This is a genomic window from Pseudomonas sp. IT-P44 (genome assembly GCF_949768225.1).
In the GTDB taxonomy this organism is placed as follows: domain Bacteria; phylum Pseudomonadota; class Gammaproteobacteria; order Pseudomonadales; family Pseudomonadaceae; genus Aquipseudomonas; species Aquipseudomonas migulae.
In genome coordinates this window covers 42,339-68,295 of the sequence record NZ_CATKQM010000068.1, presented here as the reverse complement: position 1 = coordinate 68,295, position 25,957 = coordinate 42,339, and the positions used below count along the sequence as shown (strand labels likewise).

Sequence of the window (25,957 nt, the reverse complement as noted above, 5' to 3'; positions counted from 1 at the left end):
GGTGCGTATAATTCTGCCAGACATCGGAGCCCGAAGACGCATGCCGCACACTAAAGATGATTTACCCGACGTGCTGTACAGCGCCGCGCAAGTGCGAGCGCTCGATGCGAGCCTGATTGCGGCCGGTACGCCGGGCTTCGAATTGATGCAGCGGGCGGCGCGGGCGACCTGGCGTGCGCTGGTCCGGCACTGGCCGACGGCCAACGAACTGACGGTGGCCGCCGGCCACGGCAACAACGCCGGTGACGGTTATCTGGTCGCGGTGTTGGCCAAGCGTGCCGGCTGGCATGTGCGCGTGCTGGCGGTCGGTGATCCCCAGTGTTTGCAAGGCGATGCTGCCTTGGCCCACGCCGAGGCCCTGTCCGAAGGCGTCGCCGTTCAAGCCTGGAGTGCACAGTCGGAGTTGCGTGGCGTTGTATTGGACGCCTTGCTCGGCACCGGCCTGACAGGCAAGGTGCGCGAGCCTTACGCCAGCGTCATCGCGGAAATCAATGCCAGCGGCCTGGCGGTTGCGGCGGTGGATATTCCCTCGGGCCTTTGTGCGGATACAGGAAGCGTGCTCGGTGCGGCTGTCCGGGCTGACCTGACCGTGACCTTCATTGGTTTGAAACTGGGCCTGTTCACGGGGGAGGCGGCGGACGTGGTGGGCGAGTGGGTCTTTAATGATCTGCAAGCTTCGCCTGAGTCTTTGAGCGGGATCGCCATCAGTGCTCATCGTCTGACGGCCGGTAACTTGCCGCGTCTGGCGGGGCGTGCGCCGACTGCGCATAAAGGCAAATTCGGCCATGTCTTGCTGATCGGCGGTGATCGCGGTTTCGGCGGTGCCATTTTGCTGAGTGCACAAAGTGCGCTGCGCAGTGGCGCGGGCATGGTGTCGGTGGCCACTCGCAGCGAGCACGTGCCAGCCGCACTGGCCAGAATTCCCGAGGCGATGGTGCTGGGCGCTTCGTCGGCGAATCAGCTGATGGGTTTGCTGCAAAAGGTTTCCGTGCTGGTGGTCGGTCCGGGCTTGGGGCAGGCTTCGTGGGGACGCAGTCTGCTGTCGGCAGCGGCCAATGCGCCGCTTCCACAAGTCTGGGACGCCGATGCGTTGAATATGCTGGCTGACGAACTCGTGAGCCTGCCCAAGGACTGCGTGATCACGCCGCATCCGGGGGAAGCGGCACGGTTGCTCGGGATCAGTACCGCAGAGGTTCAGGCCGACCGTCCGTCCGCTGCTCACGCATTGAGCAAAAAATATACAGCTGTAGTGATTCTGAAAGGCGCCGGCAGCCTTATCGCCAGTCCTGACGGGCGCCTGGCGGTGTGTCATCAGGGCCATCCGGCCATGGCCGCTGCCGGTCTGGGCGATGTGCTGGCCGGTCTGGTCGGCGCGTTGCTGGCCCAGGGCATGGACGCATTCGATGCGGCCTGCCTTGGCGTCTGGCTGCACGCCAATGCCGGCGCGCAACAAGGTAAATCGGGCCGTGGGCTGGCGGCCAGTGATCTGATTCCAGCCATTCGTCAGTTGTTGGAGGAGCAAGCACCGTGTCTGAAGTAACCCTGTACCTGGCTGATGAAGAAGCGATGACCGCGTTTGGCGCCCGCATCGCGAAAACCACCGAAGGGCACGGTCTGATTTTTCTGGAAGGGGATCTGGGGGCGGGGAAAACCACGTTGTCCCGCGGCATCATCCGGGGGCTGGGGCATGAGGGCGCGGTAAAAAGTCCGACGTTCACCCTGGTCGAGCCCTACGAGATTGGCGACATCCGCGCCTTCCATTTCGATCTCTATCGTTTGGTCGACCCTGAAGAACTGGAGTACCTCGGCATCCGCGACTATTTCGAAGACGATGCCTTGTGCCTGATCGAGTGGCCCGATAAAGGTGCAGGCTTTTTGCCAAAGCCCGACCTGACCATTACCATTAGCCCGCAAGACAGCGGGCGTTCGCTGAAAATTTTGTCCCAGGGCTCGCGTGGCGAGTCGTGGTGTGCCGCTTTGGCATTGGAAATCAATTAAATGATGGGGTCAGGTATGCGCTTTCGCGCGATGGTAGCTGCCGTAGGGATGTTGTTTTTGGCGGTGACCGTCGACGCTGTGGCCGAAACGAAGGTCAACAGCGTCCGTCTGTGGCGGGCGCCGGACAACACACGGTTGGTGTTCGACCTGACCGGGCCGGTGCAACACAGCGTTTTTACCCTGACAGCCCCGGACCGACTGGTGATCGACATCAATGGCGCCACCCTCGGTGCGCCGCTGAACGTGTCCACCGCCAACACCCCGATCACCGCCATGCGCTCGGCCCAACGCACGCCGACCGACCTGCGGGTGGTCATCGACCTGAAAAAAGCCGTCACGCCGAAGAGCTTCACCCTGGCGCCGAACGCCCAGTACGGCAACCGCCTGGTGGTCGATCTGTTCGATAACGCCGCCGACGCCGCGCCGATTCCTGCGCCGACCAACGTTGCGACCGTCGCACCGGTACCGGTCACCCCGGTCGATCCCCCGGTCAAGCTGCCGCCCGCACCGGCCGGCAAGCGCGACATCATTGTCGTGATCGACGCAGGTCACGGCGGCGAAGACCCGGGTGCCTCTGGCTCTCGCGGTCAGCGTGAAAAAGACGTGGTGCTGGCCATCGCTCGCGAACTGCAGCGTCAGGTCAACGGCATGAAAGGCTTCCGCGCCGAACTGACCCGTACCGGCGACTACTTCATTCCGTTGCGCGGCCGTACCGAAATCGCCCGTAAGAAGGGCGCTGACCTGTTCGTTTCGATCCACGCCGATGCCGCGCCTTCGGCTGCTGCGTTCGGTGCCTCGGTGTTCGCCCTGTCGGATCGCGGCGCCACGTCGGAAACAGCCCGTTGGCTGGCCGACAGTGAAAACCGCTCCGACTTGATCGGTGGTGCCGGCAACGTCAGCCTCGACGACAAGGACCGCATGCTCGCAGGCGTGCTGCTCGACTTGTCGATGACCGCCTCGCTGACGTCCAGCCTGAACGTCGGGCAGAAGGTTCTGAGCAATATCGGTCGTGTTACACCTCTGCACAAACAGCGCGTGGAACAAGCCGGGTTCATGGTGTTGAAGTCGCCGGACATCCCGTCGATCCTGGTGGAAACCGGGTTCATCTCCAACGCCAACGAAGCCTCGAAACTCGCGGCGTCCAGCCACCAGCAAGCGCTGGCTCGCTCGATCAGCAGCGGCGTACGCCAGTTCTTCCAGCAGAATCCGCCACCGGGTACTTACATCGCCTGGCTGCGCGATTCCGGGAAAATTGCCCAGGGGCCGCGTGATCACCGGGTGAACCCGGGTGAAACCCTGGCGATGATCGCTGTGCGTTATCAGGTGTCCCCGGCCACCTTGCGCAGCGCCAACAACCTGAAAACCGACGAGCTGAAAATCGGTCAGACCCTGACCATTCCCGGCACCGAACTGGCATCCAAAGAATGAATCAGGCCGTGATCAACAGCGCTCGTATCGAGCTGCTCAGCCCGCGACTGGCGAACCAGATTGCCGCCGGCGAGGTGGTCGAGCGCCCGGCTTCGGTGATCAAGGAATTGCTGGAAAACAGCCTCGATTCCGGCGCCAAGCGCATAGACGTCGATGTCGAGCAGGGCGGCGTCAAGCTGCTGCGGGTGCGCGACGATGGCAGCGGCATTTCTGCCGATGACCTGCCGTTGGCTCTGGCCCGTCACGCCACCAGCAAGATCCGCAACCTGGAAGACCTTGAGCAGGTGATGAGCCTCGGGTTCCGTGGTGAGGCACTCGCCTCGATCAGCTCCGTGGCACGCTTGACCCTGACCTCCCGCACCCGTGATGCCGATCAGGCCTGGCAGGTCGAAACCGAAGGCCGGGACATGGCGCCCCGCGTGCAGCCAGCCGCTCATCCGGTGGGCACCTCCGTGGAAGTGCGGGATCTGTTCTTCAACACCCCGGCGCGGCGCAAGTTTCTCAAAACCGAAAAAACCGAATTCGATCACCTGCAAGAAGTGATCAAACGCCTGGCCCTGGCGCGCTTCGACGTGGCGTTCCATTTGCGCCACAACGGCAAAACCATCCTCAGCCTGCATGAAGCCCATGACGACGCGGCCCGCGCCCGGCGTGTGGCGGCGATCTGCGGCCCGGGGTTCCTGGAACAGGCGCTGCCGATCGAAATCGAGCGCAACGGCCTGCATTTGTGGGGTTGGGTGGGCTTGCCGACCTTCAACCGCAGCCAGGCGGACTTGCAGTATTTCTTCGTCAACGGCCGCGCCGTTCGCGACAAACTCGTGGCCCACGCGGTGCGCCAGGCCTATCGCGACGTGCTGTTCAATGGTCGGCACCCGACTTTCGTGCTGTTTTTCGAAGTCGATCCGGCCGGTGTCGACGTCAACGTGCACCCGACCAAACACGAAGTGCGCTTCCGTGACGGGCGCATGGTCCACGATTTCCTCTATGGCACCTTGCACCGTGCCTTGGGCGATGTGCGACCGGATGATCATCTGGCGGCACCGGTGGCGACCGCCATCGTTCGTCCGAGCGGCCTCGAGGCCGGTGAATTCGGTCCGCAAGGCGAAATGCGCCTGGCGGCCAATGCGCTGCTGGAGCAGCCCCAAGCGCAACCGTCGTTCAACACGCCGGCAGGCTCGGGCGCTGGTGCCGGTTATCAGTATCAATACACGCCGCGCCCTCAGTCCGGCGTGCCTGCGGCTGAAGCCCAGGCGGCTTACCGTGAGTTTTTTGCGCCGCTGCCGGAAGCCAATGCTGTCGCGCTTCCGGCCGGTCAGGACGATATTCCACCGTTGGGTTACGCATTGGCGCAACTCAAGGGCATCTACATCCTTTCGGAAAACGCCCAAGGCCTGGTATTGGTGGACATGCACGCCGCCCACGAGCGGATCATGTACGAACGCCTGAAAGTCGCCATGGCCAGCGAAGGCCTGAGCGGTCAGCCGCTGTTGGTTCCGGAATCTTTGGCCGTGAGTGAGCGCGAAGGCGATTGCGCCGAAGAAAACGTCGCGTGGTTCCAGCGTCTGGGCTTTGAGTTGCAGCGTCTCGGCCCGGAAACACTGGCCATTCGACAGATTCCGGCCTTGCTCAAGCAGGCGGAAGCCAATCGATTGGTCAGCGACGTGCTGGCGGATCTGATGGAATATGGCACCAGTGACCGGATTCAGGCGCACTTGAACGAATTGCTTGGCACCATGGCTTGCCACGGCGCGATTCGGGCGAATCGGCGACTGGCCCTGCCGGAAATGAACGGTCTGCTGCGTGACATGGAAAACACCGAGCGCAGCGGTCAATGCAACCATGGCCGACCGACCTGGACCCAATTGGGCCTGGACGATCTGGACAAACTGTTCCTGCGCGGTCGTTGATGAGCCAGCTCCCTCCTGCGATTTTCCTGATGGGCCCGACCGCAGCGGGCAAGACCGACCTGGCCATCGAGCTGACCAAAGTCCTGCCTTGCGAGCTGATCAGCGTCGATTCGGCGCTGGTCTATCGCGGCATGGACATCGGCACCGCCAAGCCGTCGAAAGAGATTCTGGCCGAATTTCCCCATCGTCTGATCGATATTCTCGACCCGGCAGAGAGCTATTCCGCCGCAGATTTCCGCCGTGACGCCCTCGAAGCGATGGCCGACATCACCGCGAGGGGCAAAATTCCGCTGCTGGTGGGCGGCACAATGCTCTATTACAAGGCTTTGGTCGAAGGCCTGGCGGACATGCCGGCGGCCGATCCTGAAGTGCGCGCACAGATCGAAGAAGAAGCTGCACGCCTTGGCTGGCAAGCCCTGCACGACCAATTGGCGATCATCGACCCGGAATCGGCAGCGCGTATTCACCCGAACGATCCGCAGCGACTCAGTCGAGCGCTGGAAGTTTATCGTGTCAGCGGTCAGAGCATGACCGAGCTTAGACTGAGACAATCTGCGCAAAGTACTGAAGCAGCCGCTTCGGGACTGCAACAATTGCCCTATACTGTCGCGAACTTGGCCATTGCTCCGGCAAATCGTCAGGTACTGCACGAGCGAATTAAACAAAGATTCACTTTAATGTTGGAACAGGGATTCATCGACGAGGTCGTAGCCCTGCGTAAGCGAAGTGACCTGCATTCCGGGTTGCCGTCTATACGTGCAGTAGGCTACCGACAAGTCTGGGACTACCTGGATGGCAAGCTGACGCAAGCCGAGATGCAGGAGCGTGGAATCATTGCCACGCGCCAATTGGCAAAACGTCAGTTCACCTGGCTGCGCAGTTGGGCTGATTTACACTGGTTGGACAGCCTGGATTGCGACAATCTGCCGCGCGCCTTGAAATACCTGGGGACCATCTCCATATTGAGCTGAGTCCTTGCAATTGCCGTCTATCCTTGGGGGTGTGACGGCCACAAGCCATCTGTTTACCTATTTTTTATATTGAATCCTTAAAGGAGTGCGGCACATGTCAAAAGGGCATTCGCTACAAGACCCTTACTTGAATACTTTACGTAAAGAGAAAGTTGGGGTGTCCATCTACCTGGTCAACGGGATCAAACTGCAAGGCACGATCGAGTCTTTCGACCAGTTCGTTATCCTGCTGAAGAACACCGTCAGCCAGATGGTTTACAAACACGCTATCTCTACAGTGGTGCCGGTTCGTCCAATTCGTCTGCCTAGCGCAACCGAATCCGAAGCAGGCGACGCTGAGCCAGGTAACGCCTGATAGGAGTCTCCTTTGTTCTTTGAGCGCCACGGTGGTGGTGAGCGAGTAATCCTCGTTCACTTGGATGGACAGGACCCTGAGGCGCGCGAAGATCCGCAGGAGTTTCAGGAATTGGCTAATTCGGCCGGCGCCGAGACCGTTGCGTTTTTTAACGTGCCGCGTCATCGGCCAACCGCCAAATTCCTGATCGGTAGCGGCAAGGTCGAGGAACTGCGCGACCTGGTCCATGCCGAAGAAGCCGATCTGGTGATCTTCAATCACACGCTTACGCCCAGTCAGGAACGTAACCTCGAACGTGTTTTCGAGTGTCGCGTGATCGACCGCACCGGTCTGATTCTCGATATTTTCGCCCAGCGCGCCCGTACCCATGAAGGCAAGCTCCAGGTAGAACTGGCCCAGCTTGACCACATGAGCACCCGGCTGGTTCGTGGCTGGACTCACCTTGAGCGTCAAGGTGGCGGTATCGGCATGCGTGGCCCGGGTGAAACCCAGCTGGAGACCGACCGTCGCTTGCTGCGGGTTCGCCTGCGACAGATCAAGGGCCGCCTGGAAAAAGTGCGCAGCCAGCGCGAACAGTCGCGACGTGGCCGTACGCGTGCGGATATCCCTACCGTGTCTTTGGTGGGGTATACCAACGCCGGCAAATCCACGCTCTTCAATAACGTGACGAAATCCGATGTGTACGCGGCTGACCAGTTGTTTGCCACGCTGGACCCGACCTTGCGCCGTCTGGAGCTGGCCGACCTGGGGCCGATTGTCCTGGCCGACACCGTGGGTTTCATTCGTCACTTGCCCCACAAGCTGGTCGAGGCATTTCGGTCTACGCTCGAAGAGTCGAGCAACTCCGACCTGCTGTTGCACGTGATCGATGCGGCCGAACCGGATCGCATGTTGCAGATCGAGCAGGTGATGGTGGTGCTGGGCGAGATTGGTGCCCAGGACTTGCCGATCCTCGAGGTCTATAACAAACTCGATTTGCTTGAAGGCGTTGAGCCACAGATCCAGCGCGACGAAAGCGGCAAGCCTCAACGGGTCTGGTTGTCGGCGCGTGATGGCAGTGGTCTGGAATTGCTCGAACAAGCCATTGCCGAGTTGCTGGGCAGTGAGATGTTTATCGGTACCTTGCGCTTGCCGCAACGATTCGCTCGACTGCGTGCGCAGTTCTTCGAACTCGGGGCGGTACAGAAAGAAGAACACGACGAAGAAGGTGTCAGCTTGCTGGCCGTTCGATTGCCGCGCTCGGAGCTCAATCGGCTGGTCAGCCGTGAAGGCGTTGTGCCGACAGAGTTCATCGAACAACACACTTTGCAATAAAAGCCTGAGAAAGCGGTTGTGCCGCGGTGACAGGCATTCTGTAGCATTGGTCGGCGCGCCGTGGGTGCGTCTTTGCTTTATCAGATGGAGAGCGCTATGGCTTGGAATGAGCCGGGTGGCAACTCGAATAATCAGGATCCTTGGGGTGGCAAGCGTCGCAATAACGGCGACCGCAAGGGACCACCGGATCTCGACGAGGCCTTCCGAAAGCTGCAGGAAAGCCTGAATGGGTTGTTCGGTGGTGGTAAGAAACGCGGTGATGACGGCGGTGGTCCGGGCAAGAGTGGCGGCTTTGGCGGCCTGCTCGGCATCGGCCTGGTCGTGTTGGCGGCCGTGTGGCTGTACAGCGCGGTCTATGTAGTCGACGAGCAGGAGCAAGCCGTGGTGCTGCGCTTCGGCAAGTACTACGAAACCGTCGGCCCGGGTCTGAACATCTATTTCCCGCCGATCGATCGCAAGTACCTGGAAAACGTCACGCGTGAGCGTGCGTACACCAAGCAGGGTCAAATGCTGACTGAAGACGAAAACATCGTCGAAGTACCGCTGACCGTGCAGTACAAGATCAGCAACCTGCAGGACTTCGTGCTGAGCGTCGATCAGCCGGAAATCAGCCTGCAGCACGCGACCGAAAGTGCCTTGCGCCATGTGGTGGGTTCCACCGCGATGGACCAGGTGCTGACCGAAGGTCGTGAATTGATGGCCAGCGAGATCAAGGAGCGTCTGCAACGCTTCATGGATACCTATCGCACCGGCATCACCGTCACCCAGGTCAACGTACAGAGCGCAGCGGCACCGCGTGAAGTGCAGGAAGCCTTCGATGACGTGATCCGCGCTCGTGAAGATGAGCAGCGTTCGCGCAACCAGGCTGAAACCTATGCCAACGGCGTCGTGCCGGAAGCCCGTGGTCAGGCCCAGCGCATCATCGAAGATGCCAACGGCTACCGTGACGAAACTGTCTCGCGCGCCAAGGGTGAGGCCGATCGCTTCACCAAACTGGTCGCCGAGTACCGCAAGGCACCTGAAGTCACCCGCCAGCGTCTGTACCTGGACACCATGCAGGAAGTCTTCAGCAGCACCAGCAAGGTTCTCGTGACCGGCAACAAGAATGGCCAGAGCAATCTGCTGTACTTGCCGCTGGACAAGATGGTCGAAAGTGGTCGCAACACCAGCACTTCGGTGACCGGTGCGGCAGCCACCAGCAATGAAGCGAATGCACGTGCGGCAGCTGATCTGCAGCAACAGCCTGCACGTACCAGGGAGAGTCGCTGATGAGCAATAAATCGCTGATCGCCCTTATTGTCGGCGTCGTCGTGGCGATCGCAGCCTGGAACTGCTTCTACATCGTGGCTCAGACCGAGCGTGCGGTGTTGCTGCAGTTCGGTCGCGTGGTTCAGACCGATGTTCAGCCGGGCCTGCATGTGAAAGTGCCTTACGTTAACCAGGTGCGCAAGTTCGACTCGCGCCTGATGACGCTGGATGCGCCGACACAACGCTTCCTGACGCTGGAAAAGAAAGCAGTCATGGTCGATGCCTACGCCAAGTGGCGCGTGAAGGACGCTGAGCGTTACTACACCGCGACTTCCGGCCTCAAGCAGATTGCTGACGAGCGTCTTTCCCGTCGTCTGGAATCGGGCCTGCGTGACCAGTTTGGTAAACGCACGCTGCACGAAGTGGTGTCGGGTGAGCGCGATGCGCTGATGACCGATATCACCGCTTCGCTGAACAAGATGGCGGAAAAAGAGCTGGGCATCGAAGTGGTCGATGTTCGGGTCAAGGCCATCGATCTGCCGAAAGAAGTAAACCGCAGTGTGTTCGAGCGTATGAGCTCCGAGCGTGAGCGTGAAGCTCGCGAGCACCGTGCCAAGGGTAACGAGCTGGCAGAAGGCATTCGTGCCGACGCCGATCGTCAACGCCGCGTGCTGCTGGCTGAAGCCTATCGTGAGTCCGAAGAGGTTCGCGGTGATGGTGATGCCCAGGCCGCTGCAATCTACTCCAAGGCCTACGGCCAGGATCAGGAGTTCTACGGTTTCTACCGTAGCCTGCGTGCCTACCGTGAAAGCTTCGCGAACAAATCCGACGTCATGGTCCTGGACCCAAGCAGCGACTTCTTCCGTTACCTGGAAAAAGCCAAGCCTTGATACGACGTTGACCTGAATCATCCCCCGCCTGGCGGCTAAAGCCTCGGGCGGGGTGATCCTTTGGGAAAACGTGTGTATGATGCGGCAGCCGGGAAATTCCCGGCTTTTTTGCGTCTGCACGTTTGATTGCTGTTGTTTATGCAGGCGCCCGAGTTGAATGACTCGACAGGTTTTTCGAGGAAAGTGATTGGCGAAGCTTATTTTCAGGCTTTTCGCCGCGTTGTTTATGGGTGGCTTGTAAACAAAGCCGATCATTTTCTGCTTCACTCAAGGCTCGCCCATAGGCTTGCCGCCCGGACCATAGGGGAATGGCGTAATGGCAACGGTAGACCGCTGGCTGCTGCCAGATGGCATCGAAGAAGTACTGCCACCGGAAGCGGCGCGCATTGAAGTCGCGCGTCGTCAGGTGTTGGATCTGTTCCAGAGCTGGGGTTACGAGTTTGTCGTGACTCCCCATATCGAGTACCTGGAATCCTTGCTGACCGGCGCGGGCCAGGACCTCGATCTGCGTACCTTCAAGGTCATCGACCCGCAATCGGGCCGGCAGATGGGTTTCCGTGCCGACATCACGCCGCAAGTGGCGCGCATCGATGCGCATACCCTGCGTCGCGAAGGTCCGAGCCGTCTGTGCTATGCCGGCAGCGTGCTGCACGCTCAGCCACGCGCCTTGTCGTCCTCGCGCAGCCCGATTCAACTGGGCGCCGAGTTGTACGGCGATGCCAGCCCGAGCAGCGACGTGGAAGTCATCAGCTTGATGCTGGCCATGCTGCAACTGGCCGACGTGCCGGAAGTGCACATGGACCTCGGTCATGTCGGCATCTACCGTGGCCTGGCTCGCGCGGCCGGCTTGTCCGGTGAGGTTGAACAACAGTTGTTCGATGCGTTGCAACGCAAGGCCATCGACGAGGTCATTACCTTGACCGAAGGTTTGCCTGCCGATCTGTCGGGCATGCTGCGTGCGTTGGTCGATCTGTGTGGCGGCCGTGAAGTGTTGAGCGCTGCTCGCGAGCGTCTGGCGAATGCGCCGGCGCCGGTTTTGGCGGCTCTGGACGATTTGCTGGCGATTGCCGAGCGTTTGTCCGTGCGTTTCCCGGAACTGCCGCTGTACTTCGACCTGGGCGAGTTGCGCGGCTATCACTACCACACCGGTGTGGTGTTCGCGGTGTTCGTGCCGGGCGTTGGTCAGTCCATCGCTCAGGGCGGTCGTTACGACGACATCGGCGCTGACTTCGGTCGCGCTCGTCCGGCAACTGGCTTCTCTACCGATTTGAAAACCCTGGTGACCCTGGGGCGTGCTGAAATCGAGCTACCGTCTGGCGGTATCTGGATGCCTGACAGTACGGATGCAGCACTCTGGCAGCAGGTTTGCCAGTTGCGCAGTGAGGGTCAGCGTGTCGTTCAGGCATTGCCTGGGCAACCTTTGGCCGCCGCCCGTGAAGCGGACTGCGACCGGCAATTGATTCAGCAGAACGGGCTTTGGCAAGTATCGCCACTGGCTTCTTGAGTTTTCCTGCCGGCCCTTGGCCGGCACCAAGTTTGCGCGAATGAGGACAAGTGTTATGGGTAAGAATGTCGTAGTCCTGGGCACCCAATGGGGTGATGAGGGCAAAGGCAAGATCGTTGATCTGCTGACCGAACATGCTGCCGCCGTAGTGCGCTACCAGGGTGGCCACAACGCTGGTCACACCCTGGTGATCGATGGCGAAAAAACCGTCTTGCACCTGATCCCGTCGGGCGTGCTGCGCGAAGGCGTGCAGTGCCTGATCGGTAACGGCGTGGTGGTTGCACCCGACGCTCTGCTGCGGGAAATCATCAAGCTGGAAGAGAAAGGCGTACCGGTGCGTGAGCGTCTGCGTATCAGCCCGTCCTGCCCGCTGATCCTGTCCTTCCACGTTGCGCTGGACCAGGCCCGTGAAAAGGCCCGTGGCGAGCTGAAGATCGGTACGACCGGTCGCGGCATCGGCCCGGCCTACGAAGACAAGGTTGCGCGTCGTGGCCTGCGTGTTGGCGACCTGCTCAACATGCCACGCTTTGAAGACAAGCTGCGTGAACTGGTGGATTACCACAACTTCATGCTGGTGGGTTACTACAAAGAGCCGGCCATCGAGTTCGAAAAGACCCTGGCCGAATGCAAAGAATACGCTGAGCTGCTCAAGCCGCTGATGCTGGACGTGACCGCCGAGCTGCACGACCTGCGTCGCGCCGGCAAAGACATCATGTTTGAAGGCGCCCAAGGTTCGTTGCTGGACATCGACCACGGTACCTACCCGTACGTGACCAGCTCTAACACCACCGCTGGCGGCGTTGCTACCGGTTCGGGTGTTGGCCCGATGTTCCTCGACTACATCCTGGGCATCACCAAGGCTTACACCACGCGTGTAGGTTCGGGTCCGTTCCCGACTGAACTGTTCGACGAAGTCGGCGCGCACCTGGCCAAACAAGGTCACGAGTTCGGTGCGACTACTGGCCGTGCTCGTCGTTGTGGCTGGTTTGACGCTGTTATCCTGCGTCGCGCTATCGATGTGAACAGCATCTCGGGCATCTGCCTGACCAAGCTGGACGTACTCGACGGTCTGGAAACCATCAACATCTGCGTCGGCTACAAAGATGCCGAAGGTAACGCTGTTGCCCCGACTGACGCTGACAGCTACGTGGGTCTGCAGCCTGTGTACGAAGAAGTGCCGGGCTGGACCGAGTCGACCGTGGGTGCCAAAGCCCTGGAAGAGCTGCCAGCTAACGCACGCGCCTACATCAAACGCGTCGAAGAGCTGATCGGTGCGCCGATCGACATTATTTCGACGGGCCCGGACCGCAACGAAACCATCGTTCTGCGTCACCCGTTCGCTTAATAAGTCGTTGATGTAAAAAACAAAGGGCCCTTAATCGGGCCCTTTGTCGTTTATGCCTGTTGGACGGCATGACCTTTGCTGTGATCTTCATTAAGAGCGCGTCTTCTGGCGTGCCATCAATTTAATGGCGTCAATGCAGAGGGATATCAAGTGTCGGCGGTTCTCTCATTGTTACAAAGCCGTCTATTGCGGCCTGTGTTCGTTACCCTTGGTATCGCCCTTTTGGTGCAGGTGCTGGTGGCTGTTGCTCTGACGCGGAGCACAGTGACTGCGCTGGAAGCAGATTTGGGTGTGCGCCTGGGTGCCGACAGTCAAAAACTTTCCGGCGAGCTGGAGCAGGCGGGACGTGAAGTCACGTCGAGCCTCGACAACCTCTCCACCAGCACGCGTCAGCGCCTCACGGCCGGTTTGTCCTCGCGGCTGAAGGACGAGCAGGTGCAGCTGCGTGCGACCCTGGAAAAGGACCTGAAGGACTCTGCCAATGATATGGCGCAGCTTCTTGCTTCCGTCGCGCCCCGCGCCATGTGGGACAGCGACGTTCCCACCTTGTCCGAATTCGCCCGCCGGGCCCAGCGCAATCCCAACGTGTTGTTCGTGATCTATGACGACGCAACGGGGCAGCACCTGACGCGCTACCTCAACCGCGAAAATCCGATCAACAAGGCCCTTCTGGAGAAAGGCCAGGGCGAGCGTGCGTTGGATAAAGTCCTGGATGCAGCGAAAAGCGATCCATCGGTTTACTACGTCGAAGCCTCGATCAACCCCAATGGCGTGGAAATCGGCAAAGTCTTGATGGGCGTCTCCACAGCCTCGGTGGAAACCGATCTGGTGGCGCTGGACAAGCGTTTCTCGGCACTGATCTCCAGCAGTGATCAACTGGTCGGCGACAGTCTCAAAGGCGCGGCGGCTGATAGCGCCACGGCGATGCGGGCGCGTCTGACGTCTGCTCAGTCCACCGCCTCGGAAATGAAAGCCAACACCACCAGCACCGTGCAGGAAGCCGCGGCGACCTTGCGCTGGCGCATCGGTATGGGCCTGGCACTGGTTGGTTGCGGTGTGCTGCTGTTGCTGGCGGTCGTTTTGGGTCGGCGCGTAGTCAATCGCTTGAAGCTACTGATTGCCGCGATGGACGACCTGGCGGCGGGCGAGGGCGACCTGACCAAGCGCGTGCAGATCAACAGCAAGGACGAAATCGGCGATATGGCCTCGGCGGTCAATCGCTTTGTGGATAAGTTGCAGCCGATCGTGCGCGAAGCGGGCGATGTGGCCCAGCGTACCGGCGTGGAAATCGGCGCCATGACCCTGCGCAACGCCGGTGCCGATGCGGCGGCGGGCATGCAGCGTGACGAAGTGGCCGAGAGCCTGCGCGCGCTGTCGCAAATGGCTGATGAAGCGCAATCCGAAAGCCATGCCATGCAGGCAGCCTTGAAGCAAGTGGTGGACATCCGTTCGGCCACCGATGAAAACACCCGGACCTCAGCGAAGGTCGGCAGCCTGATCGAAGCGTTGGCTGGGCAAGTCGATACCGGCGCGAAAGTCATCGAGCGACTGGCGCAGCAAAGTGAGCAGATTGAAGTGGTGCTGACTGTGATTCACGGGATCGCCGAGCAAACCAACCTGCTGGCGCTGAACGCTGCCATCGAAGCGGCGCGTGCCGGTGAGACCGGTCGCGGCTTTGCCGTAGTGGCGGACGAAGTGCGGGCACTGGCGAGCAAGACCCAGAGTTCCACGGGCGACATTCAGGCGCACATCGTGGCGTTGCAGCAAGGTGCGCGTGAGGCTGTGGAAGTGATCGGCCAGGCCGGGCGTCAGGCCAGCGAGGGTTTGCTGGTGTTGCGTGACAGTGCGCAGTTGCAGCAATCGGTGCAGGTGTCGGTCGAGCAGGTGCATGCGGCGATTGGTCTGGCGACGCAAGCAGCGGCTCATCAGGCGCAAGGTGCGCAAGCGGTGCGGGGTCGCGTTGAAACCATTCATGCGCAGGCTGAGAAGGCGGCTCAGGCGGTGGTGGAAACCACGGCCAGCGGCAAAGTGCTGGATGGCCTGGCGGCGCAGTTGAAGGCGAGCCTGGGGCAGTTCAGGGCTTAAGATTTGTATTGGCGGGTCTGACGCCTTCGCGGGCAAGCCTCGCTCCTACTGGGGTTGCACAATCCTTGTAGGAGCGAGGCTTGCCCGCGAAGCTTTTCAACGGCTCAAATACATCCGGGTTGTTAACAGGTACACGGGCAACCCCGACACCAATATCAACAACGCCGCATAAGGCGCCGCCGCCGCAAACTCCACATTCGCGGTATGCGCCCAAACCTCTGTCGCCAGCGTATTGAGCCCGGTCGGACTCAGTAGCAGCGTCGCCGTCAGCTCCTTCATCGCATCCAGAAACACCAGCGCAAACGCCGCGCCCAGCGCCGGGAAGATGATCGGCAACGTCACCCGACAAAACGCGCTGAACGACGAGGCGCCCAGCGTGCGAGCCGCCTCTTCCAGCTGCGGAGCAGCCTTGTTCAGTGCCGTGCGAATCGGTGCCTGTGCCAATGGTAAAAACAGCAGCGCATAAGCGATCAGCAGCAACGCCGACGTTTGGTACAGCGCCGGCACATAGTGCAGGGCGAAATACACCAGCGTCAGCGCAATCACCAGCCCTGGCAGCGCATGCAACAGGTACGGCAAGCGCTCGGCCCAGATCGCCAGTTGGCCTTTGTAGCGCACGACCAACAAGCCCACCGGCACCGCCAGCACCAGGCACAGTGCGGCGCCACCCAGCGAAAGCGCAAGGGACGACAGCAGCGCCTCGCTGATCGCCGCCACCGGAAACGCTGCCGACGAACCTACCGCCAGCCAGTACACCAGCATCCCCAGTGGAATGCCGCTGCCGATGATCGCCAGTGCCAGGCAGTAAATCTGCCCAACAGCCGCCCAAGGTCCCAGCTGCACCTGTTCCGCCTGCCGCGCCGCGCCCTGGCCGGTGCGCACGTGCCGCCCCTTGCCGCGGGCTCGCAGCTCAAGCCACAACAGCATCAGGCACAGCGCGAGCAAAACAGCGGAAAGCATCGCTGCATTGGCATTGCTGAATTCCAGTTCGAATTGCTGATAGATCGCCGTGGTGAACGTCTGCAAGCCAATAATCGACAGCGCGCCGAACTCAACGAGCATGTGCAGTGCAATCAGCAGTGAACCGGCGAGCAGCGCCGGCCATAGCAGTGGCAGGGTGATCCTGAAAAACACGCCCCAGCGATTCTGCCCGAGCGTGCGTGCGGACTCCTCAAGCGAGGGATCGAGATTGCGCAGGGTCGCCGCCACCGGCAGAAAAATCAGCGGGTACTTGGACAGGGTCATCACCAGAATCGCCCCGCCCAAACCCTCGAAGTGCGCGCTCAGCGAGACCCAGGTAAAGCTGCTGACAAACGCCGGCACCGCAAACGGCAAGCACAGGATCACGCCCCACAATCGACGGCCTGGCAGATTGCTGCGTTCCAGCAGCCAGGCCAGCGACAAACCGATCACGCCACAGGCGACCGTTACGCCGACCATCAGCTCCAGGGTGTTGCGCAGCAAGCCAAACACGTAGGGCCGCCACAGCAAATGCAGTGCCTGGGCCCAACCGGCCTGCCAGGTCTTGAGCCCGACATACACCAGCGGCAACACGCTGAGCAGTACCAACAGCAAAACCGGCAGCAGCAGCCAGATCGACGGCCGCTTGCGCCGTGGCACGTAGCTTCCGCGCACGGCTGGGGCAGATAGCGGTGCGCTCATCAGTTCAAGCCAACGTCGCGTTCCAGGTCCAGGGCTTCTTCGGCGTTGCCGAGGTCGGCTGGCGTGACTTTCGGTGCTTCAAGCTCGCTGAACGGCTTGAGGCCGCGGTCCGATTCCATGCCTTTGTGCAGCGGGTATTCGGCGGTGGTCTGGGTGATCACGCGCTGACCTTCTTCGCTGGCCATGTAGGCGAGGAATTGCTGGGCTTCTTTTGGGTGTTTGCTGGACTTCAGCACGGCAGCGCTGGAAACGGTGATCAGTCCGCCGACGTCGCCGCCGGTGAAGTAATGCAGTTTCGAGTCCAGCTGGCCTTTTTCGCGTTGCAGGGCGAACCAGTAGTAGTTGTTCACCAGCACGGTCGCGACTTCGCCGTTCTCCACGGCTTTCAAAGCGACCATGTTGTTGCTGTAGGTCTTGCCGAATGCGCGCAAGCCGGTCAGCCATTCTTCAGCTGCATCCATGCCGTGCACTTTGATGATCGCCACGGCCTGTTCCTGGAACGCGCCGCTGGTGGGCACGAAGCCAACCTTGCCTTGCCATTTCGGGTCGGAGAATTCCATCACCGATTTGGGCAGGTCTTTTTCATCGATCAGTTTGGGGTTGAACGCAACCACGCGGACTCGTGCGGTGATGCCGATCCAGGTGCCATTGCCGGCGACGTAGTCTTTTGGCAGCACGGCGAGGGTGGCTGCGTCGGTTTGTGCCAGCAAGCCTTGCTCGCCGAGTTTGTTCAGCGGTGGCGATTCTTCGGTGTAGATCACGTCGGCCGGGGAGCGATCGCCTTCTTCGACGATCTGGCTGGCAAGCTGATTGCTGCTGCCTTTGCGCACGTTGACGTGGATGCCGGTCTTGGCTTCGAAAGCTTTGGCGACGGCGTCGCCGACTTCTTTGTGTTGACCGTTATAGAGTGTCAGGGAAACTGGATCAGCAGCCTGGGTGAGGGGGGTAGCGAGTGCCAGGCCGAGCAGGGTGATGGTCAGGCCGCGGCGCAGGGTATTTCGAAACGTCATTCGCAGGGTTCCTCACTGTCGCATTGCAAAAACTTGAAACAATGATAAACGATATTGTTTCTCAAGTGCGCCTTGCGGGGCTGGGAGAGGCGCTGCGTATTCCCTGTGGGAGCGGGCTTGCTCGCGAAAGCGGTGTGTCATTTAGCAATGATGTTGAACGTGCCAGCGCTTTCGCGAACAAGCCCGCTCCCACAGGTATTGCGATTGGCTGGAGATTTTTAAATGCCAGAAACGCAAAAACCCGCTTTCGCGGGTTTTTGTGAAATTCCAGAGCAAGCTCTGAAATTTGAATTGGTGCCCAGAAGAAGACTCGAACTTCCACGACCTTGCGGTCACCAGCACCTGAAGCTGGCGTGTCTACCAATTTCACCATCTGGGCATAATCTTCAGCGTTGCCGCTGTTGATGTGGCGCACTATACGGAGAGCAGTTTGATCTGTAAACCCCTGATTTGGTTTTAATAAATCAGAACCGTAGAATGCAAAAAACCCGCTTTCGCGGGTTTTTGTGCGAGCCTTGAAATTGATCTAATCTCAAGCTCTGAATTGGTGCCCAGAAGAAGACTCGAACTTCCACGACCTTGCGGTCACCAGCACCTGAAGCTGGCGTGTCTACCAATTTCACCATCTGGGCAGTATCGGCAACGTCTCCGTCGTCGATGGCGCGCACTATACGGAGCGTCTTTTTAACTGTAAACCCCCAGCATCAAAAAAACCTGGAAAATTTTACCAGCGGCATTTAAATCAGCTTTGCGCTGTCGATAAAGGGCTTTAGATGGGCTCTCGTAGCCTGAAATTTCCCGTTTCATTACGCCTATGCCAAACTAACCCGCATATAGACAAGGTGAAAACTCTCTAATGGCCGATTGGCAGTCCCTCGATCCCGAGGCCGCTCGTGAAGCGGAAAAATATGAAAACCCTATTCCTAGCCGCGAACTGATCCTTCAGCACCTTGCTGATCGGGGTTCGCCTGCTAACCGCGAGCAACTGGTCGAAGAGTTTGGTCTGATCACAGAAGACCAGATCGAAGCCCTGCGCCGCCGCCTGCGCGCCATGGAGCGCGACGCTCAACTCATCTATACCCGTCGTGGCACGTATGCGCCGGTGGACAAGCTCGACCTGATCCTGGGCCGCATCAGCGGTCACCGTGACGGCTTCGGCTTCCTGGTCCCGGACGATGGCAGTGACGACCTGTTCATGAGCCCGGCGCAAATGCGTCTGGTGTTCGATGGCGACCGTGCCCTGGCTCGTGTTTCCGGTCTGGACCGTCGCGGTCGCCGCGAAGGCATGATTGTCGAAGTGGTCTCCCGCGCTCACGAAACCATCGTCGGCCGTTACTTCGAAGAGGGCGGTATCGGCTTCGTGGTGGCGGACAATCCGAAGATCCAGCAAGAAGTGCTGGTTACGCCGGGCCGCAATGCCAACGCCAAAGTCGGTCAGTTCGTCGAAGTGAAGATCACTCACTGGCCGACGCCACGCTTCCAGCCGCAAGGCGACGTGGTCGAAGTCGTGGGCAACTACATGGCGCCGGGCATGGAAATCGATGTCGCCCTGCGCACCTACGATATTCCGCACGTCTGGCCTGAAGCGGTCTTGAAAGAAGCCGCCAAGCTCAAGCCGGAAGTCGAAGAGAAAGACAAAGAGAAGCGCATCGACCTGCGCCATCTGCCGTTCGTGACCATCGACGGTGAAGATGCGCGCGACTTCGATGACGCGGTCTACTGCGAAGCCAAACCGGGCAAGCTGCGCCTGTTCTCCGGTGGCTGGAAGTTGTACGTGGCGATTGCCGACGTTTCCAGCTACGTGAAAATCGGTTCCGCGCTGGACAACGAATCCCAGGTTCGCGGCAACTCCGTTTACTTCCCGGAGCGCGTAGTGCCGATGCTGCCTGAGCAGCTGTCCAACGGCCTGTGCTCGCTGAATCCACATGTCGATCGTCTGGCCATGGTCTGCGAGATGACCATCTCCAAATCCGGCGAGATGACCGACTACTGCTTCTACGAAGCAGTGATTCACTCCCATGCCCGTCTGACCTATAACAAAGTCAGCACCATGCTGGAGACGCCGAAAGTTACCGAGGCTCGCCAGCTTCGCGGCGAATACACCGACGTTCTGCCACACCTCAAGCAGCTGTATTCGCTGTACAAGGTGTTGCTGGCGGCCCGTCATGTGCGTGGCGCGATCGATTTCGAAACGCAGGAAACCCGGATCATCTTCGGTTCCGAGCGCAAGATTGCCGAAATCCGTCCGACCGTGCGCAACGATGCACACAAGCTGATCGAGGAATGCATGCTGGCGGCCAACGTGGCCACTGCCGAATTCCTGAAGAAGCACGAAATTCCTGCGCTGTATCGCGTCCACGATGGTCCGCCACCGGAGCGTCTGGAAAAACTGCGCGCCTTCCTTGGCGAGCTCGGCCTGTCCCTGCACAAAGGCAAGGACGGCCCGTCGCCGAAGGATTACCAGGCCTTGCTGGCAAGCATCAAGGACCGTCCGGATTTCCACCTGATCCAGACCGTCATGCTGCGTTCGCTGAGTCAGGCGGTGTACAGCGCTGATAACCAGGGCCACTTCGGTCTGAATTACGAAGCCTATACCCACTTCACTTCGCCGATCCGCCGCTACCCGGACTTGCTCACGCATCGGGCGATCCGCAGCGTCATTCATTCGAAGATGGACACCCCGCACGTTCGCCGTGCCGGCGCGATGACCATTCCGAAGGCGCGCATCTATCCGTACGACGAAGCCGCGCTGGAGCAACTCGGCGAGCAGTGCTCGATGAGCGAGCGCCGTGCCGACGAAGCGACCCGCGACGTGGTGAACTGGCTCAAGTGCGAGTTCATGAAAGACCGCGTGGGCGAGTCGTTCCCGGGTGTGATCACCGCCGTGACCGGTTTTGGCCTGTTCGTCGAGCTGACCGATATCTACGTCGAAGGCCTGGTGCACGTCACCGCGCTGCCGGGCGATTACTACCACTTCGACCCTGTGCATCACCGCCTCGCCGGTGAGCGCACCGGTCGTAGCTTCCGCCTTGGCGACACCGTTGAAGTGCGCGTGATGCGCGTCGACCTCGACGAGCGCAAGATCGACTTCGAGATGGCTGAAAAAACCATCAGCGCACCGATCGGCCGCAAAAAGCGCGGGACTGAAACCGCTGCACCTGCTGGCAAGACCGCAGCAGAGCCGGCGCCGGCAAAAACCGGTCGTCGTCCTGCCAAGGAAAAAGCGGTCGAAGCCTATCGCCCAAGCGATGCGGCAGCGAAAAATGCTGAGCTGCGCAAAAGCCGTGAAATGAAGCAGGCGTTGCTGTCTGAAGCGAAAAGCGGCGGTAAAGCGGCGTCTGGGGGAAAGACCGGACGGTCGGCGCCTGACAAGGCTCCCGGCAGCAAGCCGAGCAAACACCGTAAAGGCCCGCCGAAAGCGGGCTCGGCCCCAGCCAAAAGCGGCGGGGCGCGTAAACCTAAGGCCAAGTCATGAGTCAGTTGGAAAAAATCTACGGCGTGCATGCGGTAGAAGCATTGCTGCGTCACCACCCGAAACGCGTCAAGCAGATCTGGCTGGCGGAAGGTCGCAGTGATCCGCGGGTTCAGACGCTGATCGCGCTCGCGGCCGAAAACCGCGTGGCCGTCGGCAATGCCGAACGTCGCGAGCTGGATGCCTGGGTTGAAGGCGTGCACCAGGGCGTGGTGGCGGATGTAAGTCCGAGCCAGGTCTGGGGCGAGGCAATGCTCGACGAGCTGCTCGATCGCACCGATGGTGCACCGCTGTTGCTGGTGCTCGACGGCGTGACCGATCCGCACAACCTTGGCGCTTGCCTGCGTTCGGCCGATGCGGCCGGTGCGCTGGCGGTGATCGTGCCGAAAGACAAGTCGGCCACGCTGACTCCAACGGTGCGAAAGGTTGCGTGTGGCGCGGCGGAAGTGATTCCGTTGGTCGCCGTAACCAACCTGGCGCGCACCCTGGAAAAACTCAAACAGCGCGGCTTGTGGGTCGTCGGTACCGCGGGCGAAGCCGAGCAGAGCCTGTATCAGCAAGACATGACTGGGCCGACCATCCTGATCATGGGTGCGGAAGGCAGCGGCATGCGTCGCCTGACCCGCGATCTTTGCGACTACCTGGTGCACCTGCCGATGACTGGCAGTGTCAGCAGTCTCAACGTTTCCGTGGCGACCGGCGTCTGCCTGTTCGAGGCCCAGCGCCAGCGCAGCGTAAAAGCCGCCGGATCCGCCAAAAAGTCCTGATTCGCATGTAATCCCTGTGGGAGCGAGCCTGCTCGCGATGGCGTTGTAACATTCAGCATAAGTATTGAATGTTGCGCCCTCATCGCGAGCAGGCTCGCTCCCACAGTGGTTTGTGGTGAGGCCAAAGAGTGTGTGCGAACGAACTGTTCAAATAATCACCAATTGCCTTGCACCTCTTCTGTCCCTTCTCTACAATTGCGCCCCTTGCTGTGACGGCAGGCACGCATGTGTCTATCGCAAGCAAGTCCATAAGTGTCATTCACTCCTTGTCTGACCGCTTTTGAGCGGCAGGCTACAACCCGTAAGGAGCATTCATGCGTCATTACGAAATCATCTTTTTGGTCCACCCGGATCAAAGCGAGCAAGTCGGCGGCATGGTTGAGCGTTACACCAAGCTGATCGAAGAAGACGGCGGCAAAATCCACCGTCTGGAAGATTGGGGCCGTCGTCAACTGGCCTACGCAATCAACAATGTTCACAAGGCTCACTACGTGATGCTGAACGTTGAGTGCACTGGCAAGGCCCTGGCCGAGCTGGAAGACAACTTCCGCTACAACGATGCAGTGATCCGTAACCTGGTCATCCGTCGCGAAGAAGCCGTTACCGGCCAATCCGAGATGCTCAAGGCTGAAGAAAACCGCAGTGAGCGCCGTGAGCGTCGCGACCGTCCTGAGCACTCCGACGCCGAAGGCGTTGATGGTGATGACAGCGACAACAGCGATAACGCTGACGAGTAATCCACGGACCTTTTGAGGAGCCTATTACATGGCACGTTTCTTCCGTCGTCGTAAATTCTGCCGCTTCACCGCTGAAGACGTGAAAGAGATCGATTACAAAGATCTCAACACTCTGAAAGCCTACGTATCCGAGACCGGCAAAATCGTTCCAAGCCGCATCACCGGTACCAAAGCTCGTTATCAGCGTCAGCTGGCCACCGCTATCAAGCGCGCCCGCTTCCTGGCCCTGCTGGCCTACACCGACAGCCACGGCCGCTGAGACCGGGCAGTCGACACGTAGCAAAGGATTGAATGCATGCGTGCCATAGCTGAGTTCATCATGCGCGGCCGTATGCAGGCCACTCTCGTAGTGGCCGGATGCGCAACATTGCCGTTGTTGTATTGGTTGGGTGCTGCCGCCGGATGCCTTGTGCTCCTGCGGCGCGGATTGAAGGACGCCCTTGGCGTACTTGCTCTGGGACTGCTGCCGGCGTTGATCTGGTGGCTTTACTCCGATGACCCACGGGCACTTCTGGTGCTGCTGGGGTCTTCGAGCCTTGCGTTGGTTTTGCGCGCAAGCGAGTCCTGGAACCGCGTGCTGCTGGTCAGCATAGCGATGGGAGTGGTGTTTGCAGTGGTGCTGGGGACAGTTTTTGCTCCCCAAATCGAGATGCTGGCGCAGGCCTTGATAAAGGTCATGCCGTCGCTACTCGGTGATGTCTACCAGAAGTTGTCGGTAGACGAGCAAGCGCATTTTGCGTCCCTGATTGCACCGGTCCTGACTGGCCTGATTGCGGCCTTGTTGCAAATCGTCAGTGTGCTGAGCCTGATTGTCGGGCGCTACTGGCAGGCGTTGTTGTACAACCCGGGTGGTTTTGGTCGCGAATTTCGCGCCATCCGATTCCCGCTGGGGCTGGCGATGTTACTGCTGGCGTTCATGCTTCTGGGGCCGAACATCGGCCCGCAGATGGCCATGTTGACGCCGTTGTGCAGTGTACCGCTGGTGTTCGCCGGGCTGGCCCTGATTCACGGGCTGGTGGCGCAAAAGCGACTGGCCAGGTTCTGGCTGGTGGGGTTGTACGTCACGCTGTTGCTGTTCATGCAGCTGATCTATCCGTTGCTGGTGGTCCTGGCCATCGTCGACAGCCTGATTGATTTTCGCGGTCGTTCGACGCCGAAAGACGTCGATAGCGCGAACGGTGAAGGTTAAAAGTTAAGAGGATTTTCACATGCAACTGATCCTTCTGGAAAAAGTCACCAACCTGGGCAACCTGGGTGACAAAGTAAACGTTAAGGCTGGTTACGGTCGTAACTACCTGCTGCCTTACGGCAAAGCTACCGCCGCGACCCCAGCCAACCTGGCTGCGTTCGAAGAGCGTCGCGCTGAGCTGGAAAAAGCCGCAGCAGACCGTAAAACTTCGGCTGAAAGCCGTGCCGCCCAACTGGCTGAGCTGGAAGTGACTATCACTGCCACCGCTGGTGACGAAGGCAAGCTGTTCGGTTCGATCGGTACTCACGACATCGCTGATGCACTGACCGCCTCTGGCGTTGAAGTTGCAAAAAGCGAAGTTCGTCTGCCGAACGGCACCATCCGCAACGTAGGCGAATTCGACGTAGCCGTGCACCTGCACGCCGAAGTTGAAGCCACCGTACGCGTTGTCGTGGTAGCAGCTTAAGCAGCACTTGTCGGCTGGCACCCTCGGGTGCTTGCCGGTAACATCGGGCACGATCCTGTTTACAGGTCGTGCCCTTTGTCTTTCTGCAGTTCCTGATTTTCACAACTATTCAAGTGGCCATGAACGATATCTCCGCTCCCGAGCAATACGATCTGCAAACCGCTTCCCTGAAGGTGCCGCCGCATTCCATCGAGGCCGAACAGGCCGTGCTCGGTGGTCTGATGCTGGACAACAACGCCTGGGAGCGCGTGCTCGATCAAGTCTCCGACGGCGATTTCTATCGACATGACCACCGCCTGATTTTCCGCGCGATCGCCAAACTCGCCGACCAGAACTCCCCGATCGACGTCGTGACCCTTGCCGAGCAATTGGACAAGGAAGGTCAGACCTCGCAGGTCGGTGGCCTCGGTTACCTCGGTGAACTGGCGAAAAACACGCCGTCCGTCGCCAACATCAAGGCGTATGCGCAGATCGTTCGCGCGCGAGCGACGTTGCGGCAGTTGATCGGCATCGCCACCGAGATTGCCGACAGCGCCTTCAACCCGGAAGGTCGCACGGCTGAAGAGATTCTCGACGAAGCCGAGCGGCAGATCTTCCAGATCGCCGAGGCCCGGCCTAAAACCGGCGGCCCGGTGAGCGTCAATGACCTGCTGACCAAGGCCATCGACCGCATCGACACCTTGTTCAACACCGATAACGCCATCACTGGCTTGTCCACCGGTTACACCGACCTCGACGAGAAGACCAGCGGCCTGCAGCCGGCCGACTTGATCATCGTCGCTGGCCGTCCGTCGATGGGTAAAACCACCTTTGCGATGAACCTGGTGGAAAACGCCGTGTTGCGCAGCGACAAGTGCGTACTGGTTTACTCGCTCGAGATGCCAGGCGAATCGCTGATCATGCGTATGTTGTCGTCCCTCGGCCGTATCGACCAGACCAAGGTCCGTGCCGGTCGCCTGGACGACGACGATTGGCCGCGCCTGACATCGGCGGTCAACCTGCTCAACGACCGTAAGCTGTTCATCGACGATACGGCGGGCATCAGCCCGTCGGAAATGCGCGCGCGGACCCGGCGTCTGGTGCGTGAGCATGGCGATGTCGCCCTGATCATGATCGACTACCTGCAATTGATGCAGATTCCGGGTTCCGGTGGTGACAACCGGACCAACGAGATTTCCGAGATCTCGCGTTCCTTGAAGGCCCTGGCCAAGGAATTCAATTGCCCGGTGGTGGCGCTGTCCCAGCTCAACCGCTCCCTGGAGCAACGACCGAACAAACGGCCGATCAACTCCGACCTCCGGGAATCCGGAGCGATCGAGCAGGATGCCGACGTCATCATGTTCGTGTACCGGGATGAGGTTTATCACCCGGAAACCGAACACAAAGGCATCGCCGAAATTATTATCGGCAAGCAGCGGAACGGCCCGATCGGCACGTCGCGACTGGCGTTCATCGGTAAGTACACCCGCTTCGAAAACCTGGCGCCGGGTAGTTACAACTTCGACGACGAGTAAATTATGTAGCGCCTGTCAGGGCCTCATTCGCGGGCAAGCCTCGCTCCTACAGGGGATCACATTCCTCTGTAGGAGCGAGGCTTGCCCGCGAATGA

Annotated in this window: 22 protein-coding genes and 2 tRNA genes; 20 read left to right on the top strand and 4 right to left on the bottom strand. The window is 60.0% G+C overall.

Annotated elements, in window-relative coordinates; all coding sequences use genetic code 11:
* Window positions 1-40 precede the first annotated feature (40 nt).
* The 12 genes from ACM6IO_RS25895 (at window position 41) to ACM6IO_RS25840 (ending at window position 15,045) form a co-directional block, all read left to right on the top strand.
* Window positions 41-1,540, top strand: a complete 1,500-nt coding sequence (locus tag ACM6IO_RS25895) for an NAD(P)H-hydrate dehydratase (RefSeq protein ID WP_414912488.1) — start codon at window positions 41-43, stop codon at window positions 1,538-1,540.
* Complete coding sequence (gene tsaE, locus ACM6IO_RS25890) at window positions 1,528-1,998, top strand: tRNA (adenosine(37)-N6)-threonylcarbamoyltransferase complex ATPase subunit type 1 TsaE (protein WP_008035315.1); 471 nt, start codon at window positions 1,528-1,530, stop codon at window positions 1,996-1,998. The genes ACM6IO_RS25895 and tsaE overlap by 13 nt, the downstream gene beginning before the upstream one ends.
* Before the next feature lie 48 nt (window positions 1,999-2,046).
* Complete coding sequence (locus tag ACM6IO_RS25885) at window positions 2,047-3,426, top strand: N-acetylmuramoyl-L-alanine amidase (RefSeq protein WP_404943243.1); 1,380 nt, start codon at window positions 2,047-2,049, stop codon at window positions 3,424-3,426.
* Window positions 3,423-5,333, top strand: coding sequence for a DNA mismatch repair endonuclease MutL (mutL, locus tag ACM6IO_RS25880; RefSeq protein WP_414912487.1), 1,911 nt, complete (start codon window positions 3,423-3,425; stop codon window positions 5,331-5,333). The genes ACM6IO_RS25885 and mutL overlap by 4 nt, the downstream gene beginning before the upstream one ends.
* Window positions 5,333-6,304, top strand: coding sequence for a tRNA (adenosine(37)-N6)-dimethylallyltransferase MiaA (gene miaA / locus ACM6IO_RS25875; protein ID WP_008035319.1), 972 nt, complete (start codon window positions 5,333-5,335; stop codon window positions 6,302-6,304). Before mutL ends, miaA begins: the two co-directional genes overlap by 1 nt.
* A gap of 94 nt (window positions 6,305-6,398) precedes the next feature.
* Window positions 6,399-6,659 carry an RNA chaperone Hfq gene (gene hfq, locus ACM6IO_RS25870; RefSeq protein WP_007902656.1) on the top strand — a complete coding sequence of 87 codons (261 nt, stop codon included), beginning with the start codon at window positions 6,399-6,401 and terminating at the stop codon, window positions 6,657-6,659.
* 12 nt (window positions 6,660-6,671) lie between these two features.
* Window positions 6,672-7,973 (top strand): ribosome rescue GTPase HflX, encoded by a 1,302-nt coding sequence (hflX, locus tag ACM6IO_RS25865; protein WP_008035321.1) that lies wholly within the window; start codon window positions 6,672-6,674, stop codon window positions 7,971-7,973.
* Window positions 7,974-8,069: 96 nt separating this feature from the next.
* Complete coding sequence (gene hflK, locus ACM6IO_RS25860; protein ID WP_008035322.1) at window positions 8,070-9,242, top strand: FtsH protease activity modulator HflK; 1,173 nt, start codon at window positions 8,070-8,072, stop codon at window positions 9,240-9,242.
* Window positions 9,242-10,111, top strand: a complete 870-nt coding sequence (gene hflC, locus ACM6IO_RS25855; protein ID WP_008035323.1) for a protease modulator HflC — start codon at window positions 9,242-9,244, stop codon at window positions 10,109-10,111. Before hflK ends, hflC begins: the two co-directional genes overlap by 1 nt.
* A gap of 316 nt (window positions 10,112-10,427) precedes the next feature.
* Entirely contained in the window at window positions 10,428-11,615 is a 1,188-nt protein-coding gene (locus tag ACM6IO_RS25850) for an ATP phosphoribosyltransferase regulatory subunit (RefSeq protein WP_008035324.1), read from the top strand.
* 55 nt (window positions 11,616-11,670) lie between these two features.
* Window positions 11,671-12,960 carry an adenylosuccinate synthase gene (locus ACM6IO_RS25845; RefSeq protein WP_008035326.1) on the top strand — a complete coding sequence of 430 codons (1,290 nt, stop codon included), beginning with the start codon at window positions 11,671-11,673 and terminating at the stop codon, window positions 12,958-12,960.
* A 150-nt stretch (window positions 12,961-13,110) separates the two neighbouring features.
* On the top strand, window positions 13,111-15,045 hold the full coding sequence (locus tag ACM6IO_RS25840; protein ID WP_414912486.1) for a methyl-accepting chemotaxis protein: 1,935 nt from the start codon (window positions 13,111-13,113) through the stop codon (window positions 15,043-15,045).
* A 96-nt stretch (window positions 15,046-15,141) separates the two neighbouring features.
* On the opposite strand, the gene ACM6IO_RS25835 is transcribed toward ACM6IO_RS25840, so the two are convergent.
* Window positions 15,142-16,707, bottom strand: coding sequence for an ABC transporter permease (locus ACM6IO_RS25835; RefSeq protein ID WP_414912485.1), 1,566 nt, complete (start codon window positions 16,705-16,707; stop codon window positions 15,142-15,144).
* On the bottom strand, window positions 16,707-17,717 hold the full coding sequence (locus ACM6IO_RS25830) for an iron ABC transporter substrate-binding protein (RefSeq protein ID WP_223481084.1): 1,011 nt from the start codon (window positions 17,715-17,717) through the stop codon (window positions 16,707-16,709). Before ACM6IO_RS25830 ends, ACM6IO_RS25835 begins: the two co-directional genes overlap by 1 nt.
* Before the next feature lie 41 nt (window positions 17,718-17,758).
* Here ACM6IO_RS25830 and ACM6IO_RS25825 point away from each other — a divergent pair, with 41 nt between their 5' ends.
* The gene (locus ACM6IO_RS25825; protein ID WP_414912484.1) at window positions 17,759-17,980 is read left to right on the top strand and encodes a hypothetical protein; all 222 of its coding nucleotides are present in this window, start codon (window positions 17,759-17,761) and stop codon (window positions 17,978-17,980) included.
* A gap of 29 nt (window positions 17,981-18,009) precedes the next feature.
* Here ACM6IO_RS25825 and ACM6IO_RS25820 read toward each other — a convergent pair.
* A tRNA-Leu gene (locus tag ACM6IO_RS25820) sits at window positions 18,010-18,096 on the bottom strand.
* Between the two features lie 166 nt (window positions 18,097-18,262).
* Window positions 18,263-18,349: transfer RNA gene (locus ACM6IO_RS25815), tRNA-Leu, on the bottom strand.
* 224 nt (window positions 18,350-18,573) lie between these two features.
* On the opposite strand from ACM6IO_RS25815, the gene rnr reads away from it, so the two are divergent.
* From rnr to dnaB, 7 genes are all read left to right on the top strand, one after another.
* Window positions 18,574-21,192 carry a ribonuclease R gene (gene rnr / locus ACM6IO_RS25810; protein WP_207284728.1) on the top strand — a complete coding sequence of 873 codons (2,619 nt, stop codon included), beginning with the start codon at window positions 18,574-18,576 and terminating at the stop codon, window positions 21,190-21,192.
* A complete protein-coding gene (rlmB, locus tag ACM6IO_RS25805) occupies window positions 21,189-21,956 on the top strand; it encodes a 23S rRNA (guanosine(2251)-2'-O)-methyltransferase RlmB (protein ID WP_207284729.1) in 768 nt (255 codons plus the stop codon). The genes rnr and rlmB overlap by 4 nt, the downstream gene beginning before the upstream one ends.
* Before the next feature lie 314 nt (window positions 21,957-22,270).
* Complete coding sequence (rpsF, locus tag ACM6IO_RS25800) at window positions 22,271-22,693, top strand: 30S ribosomal protein S6 (RefSeq protein WP_008035342.1); 423 nt, start codon at window positions 22,271-22,273, stop codon at window positions 22,691-22,693.
* A 28-nt stretch (window positions 22,694-22,721) separates the two neighbouring features.
* On the top strand, window positions 22,722-22,952 hold the full coding sequence (gene rpsR / locus ACM6IO_RS25795) for a 30S ribosomal protein S18 (protein WP_002551829.1): 231 nt from the start codon (window positions 22,722-22,724) through the stop codon (window positions 22,950-22,952).
* Between the two features lie 36 nt (window positions 22,953-22,988).
* Window positions 22,989-23,882: a hypothetical protein gene (locus ACM6IO_RS25790; protein ID WP_008035345.1), complete on the top strand. Its 894-nt coding sequence runs from the start codon at window positions 22,989-22,991 to the stop codon at window positions 23,880-23,882.
* Between the two features lie 19 nt (window positions 23,883-23,901).
* Entirely contained in the window at window positions 23,902-24,348 is a 447-nt protein-coding gene (gene rplI, locus ACM6IO_RS25785) for a 50S ribosomal protein L9 (RefSeq protein WP_008035347.1), read from the top strand.
* Window positions 24,349-24,467: 119 nt separating this feature from the next.
* A complete protein-coding gene (gene dnaB, locus ACM6IO_RS25780; protein ID WP_008035349.1) occupies window positions 24,468-25,862 on the top strand; it encodes a replicative DNA helicase in 1,395 nt (464 codons plus the stop codon).
* Window positions 25,863-25,957 lie beyond the last annotated feature (95 nt).

Excerpts from the sequence above, each read along its gene's own strand:
- hfq (WP_007902656.1), top strand. The coding sequence starts at position 6,399 with ATGTCAAAAGGGCATTCGCTACAAGACCCTTACTTGAATACTTTACGT.
- ACM6IO_RS25830 (WP_223481084.1), bottom strand. The coding sequence starts at position 17,717 with ATGACGTTTCGAAATACCCTGCGCCGCGGCCTGACCATCACCCTGCTC.
- miaA (WP_008035319.1), top strand. The coding sequence starts at position 5,333 with ATGAGCCAGCTCCCTCCTGCGATTTTCCTGATGGGCCCGACCGCAGCG.
- dnaB (WP_008035349.1), top strand. The coding sequence starts at position 24,468 with ATGAACGATATCTCCGCTCCCGAGCAATACGATCTGCAAACCGCTTCC.
- rplI (WP_008035347.1), top strand. The coding sequence starts at position 23,902 with ATGCAACTGATCCTTCTGGAAAAAGTCACCAACCTGGGCAACCTGGGT.
- rpsF (WP_008035342.1), top strand. The coding sequence starts at position 22,271 with ATGCGTCATTACGAAATCATCTTTTTGGTCCACCCGGATCAAAGCGAG.
- ACM6IO_RS25850 (WP_008035324.1), top strand. The coding sequence starts at position 10,428 with ATGGCAACGGTAGACCGCTGGCTGCTGCCAGATGGCATCGAAGAAGTA.
- mutL (WP_414912487.1), top strand. The coding sequence starts at position 3,423 with ATGAATCAGGCCGTGATCAACAGCGCTCGTATCGAGCTGCTCAGCCCG.
- ACM6IO_RS25845 (WP_008035326.1), top strand. The coding sequence starts at position 11,671 with ATGGGTAAGAATGTCGTAGTCCTGGGCACCCAATGGGGTGATGAGGGC.
- ACM6IO_RS25885 (WP_404943243.1), top strand. The coding sequence starts at position 2,047 with ATGTTGTTTTTGGCGGTGACCGTCGACGCTGTGGCCGAAACGAAGGTC.
- rnr (WP_207284728.1), top strand. The coding sequence starts at position 18,574 with ATGGCCGATTGGCAGTCCCTCGATCCCGAGGCCGCTCGTGAAGCGGAA.
- rlmB (WP_207284729.1), top strand. The coding sequence starts at position 21,189 with ATGAGTCAGTTGGAAAAAATCTACGGCGTGCATGCGGTAGAAGCATTG.
- hflC (WP_008035323.1), top strand. The coding sequence starts at position 9,242 with ATGAGCAATAAATCGCTGATCGCCCTTATTGTCGGCGTCGTCGTGGCG.
- ACM6IO_RS25895 (WP_414912488.1), top strand. The coding sequence starts at position 41 with ATGCCGCACACTAAAGATGATTTACCCGACGTGCTGTACAGCGCCGCG.
- ACM6IO_RS25825 (WP_414912484.1), top strand. The coding sequence starts at position 17,759 with ATGATAAACGATATTGTTTCTCAAGTGCGCCTTGCGGGGCTGGGAGAG.
- ACM6IO_RS25835 (WP_414912485.1), bottom strand. The coding sequence starts at position 16,707 with ATGAGCGCACCGCTATCTGCCCCAGCCGTGCGCGGAAGCTACGTGCCA.
- ACM6IO_RS25790 (WP_008035345.1), top strand. The coding sequence starts at position 22,989 with ATGCGTGCCATAGCTGAGTTCATCATGCGCGGCCGTATGCAGGCCACT.
- hflK (WP_008035322.1), top strand. The coding sequence starts at position 8,070 with ATGGCTTGGAATGAGCCGGGTGGCAACTCGAATAATCAGGATCCTTGG.
- rpsR (WP_002551829.1), top strand. The coding sequence starts at position 22,722 with ATGGCACGTTTCTTCCGTCGTCGTAAATTCTGCCGCTTCACCGCTGAA.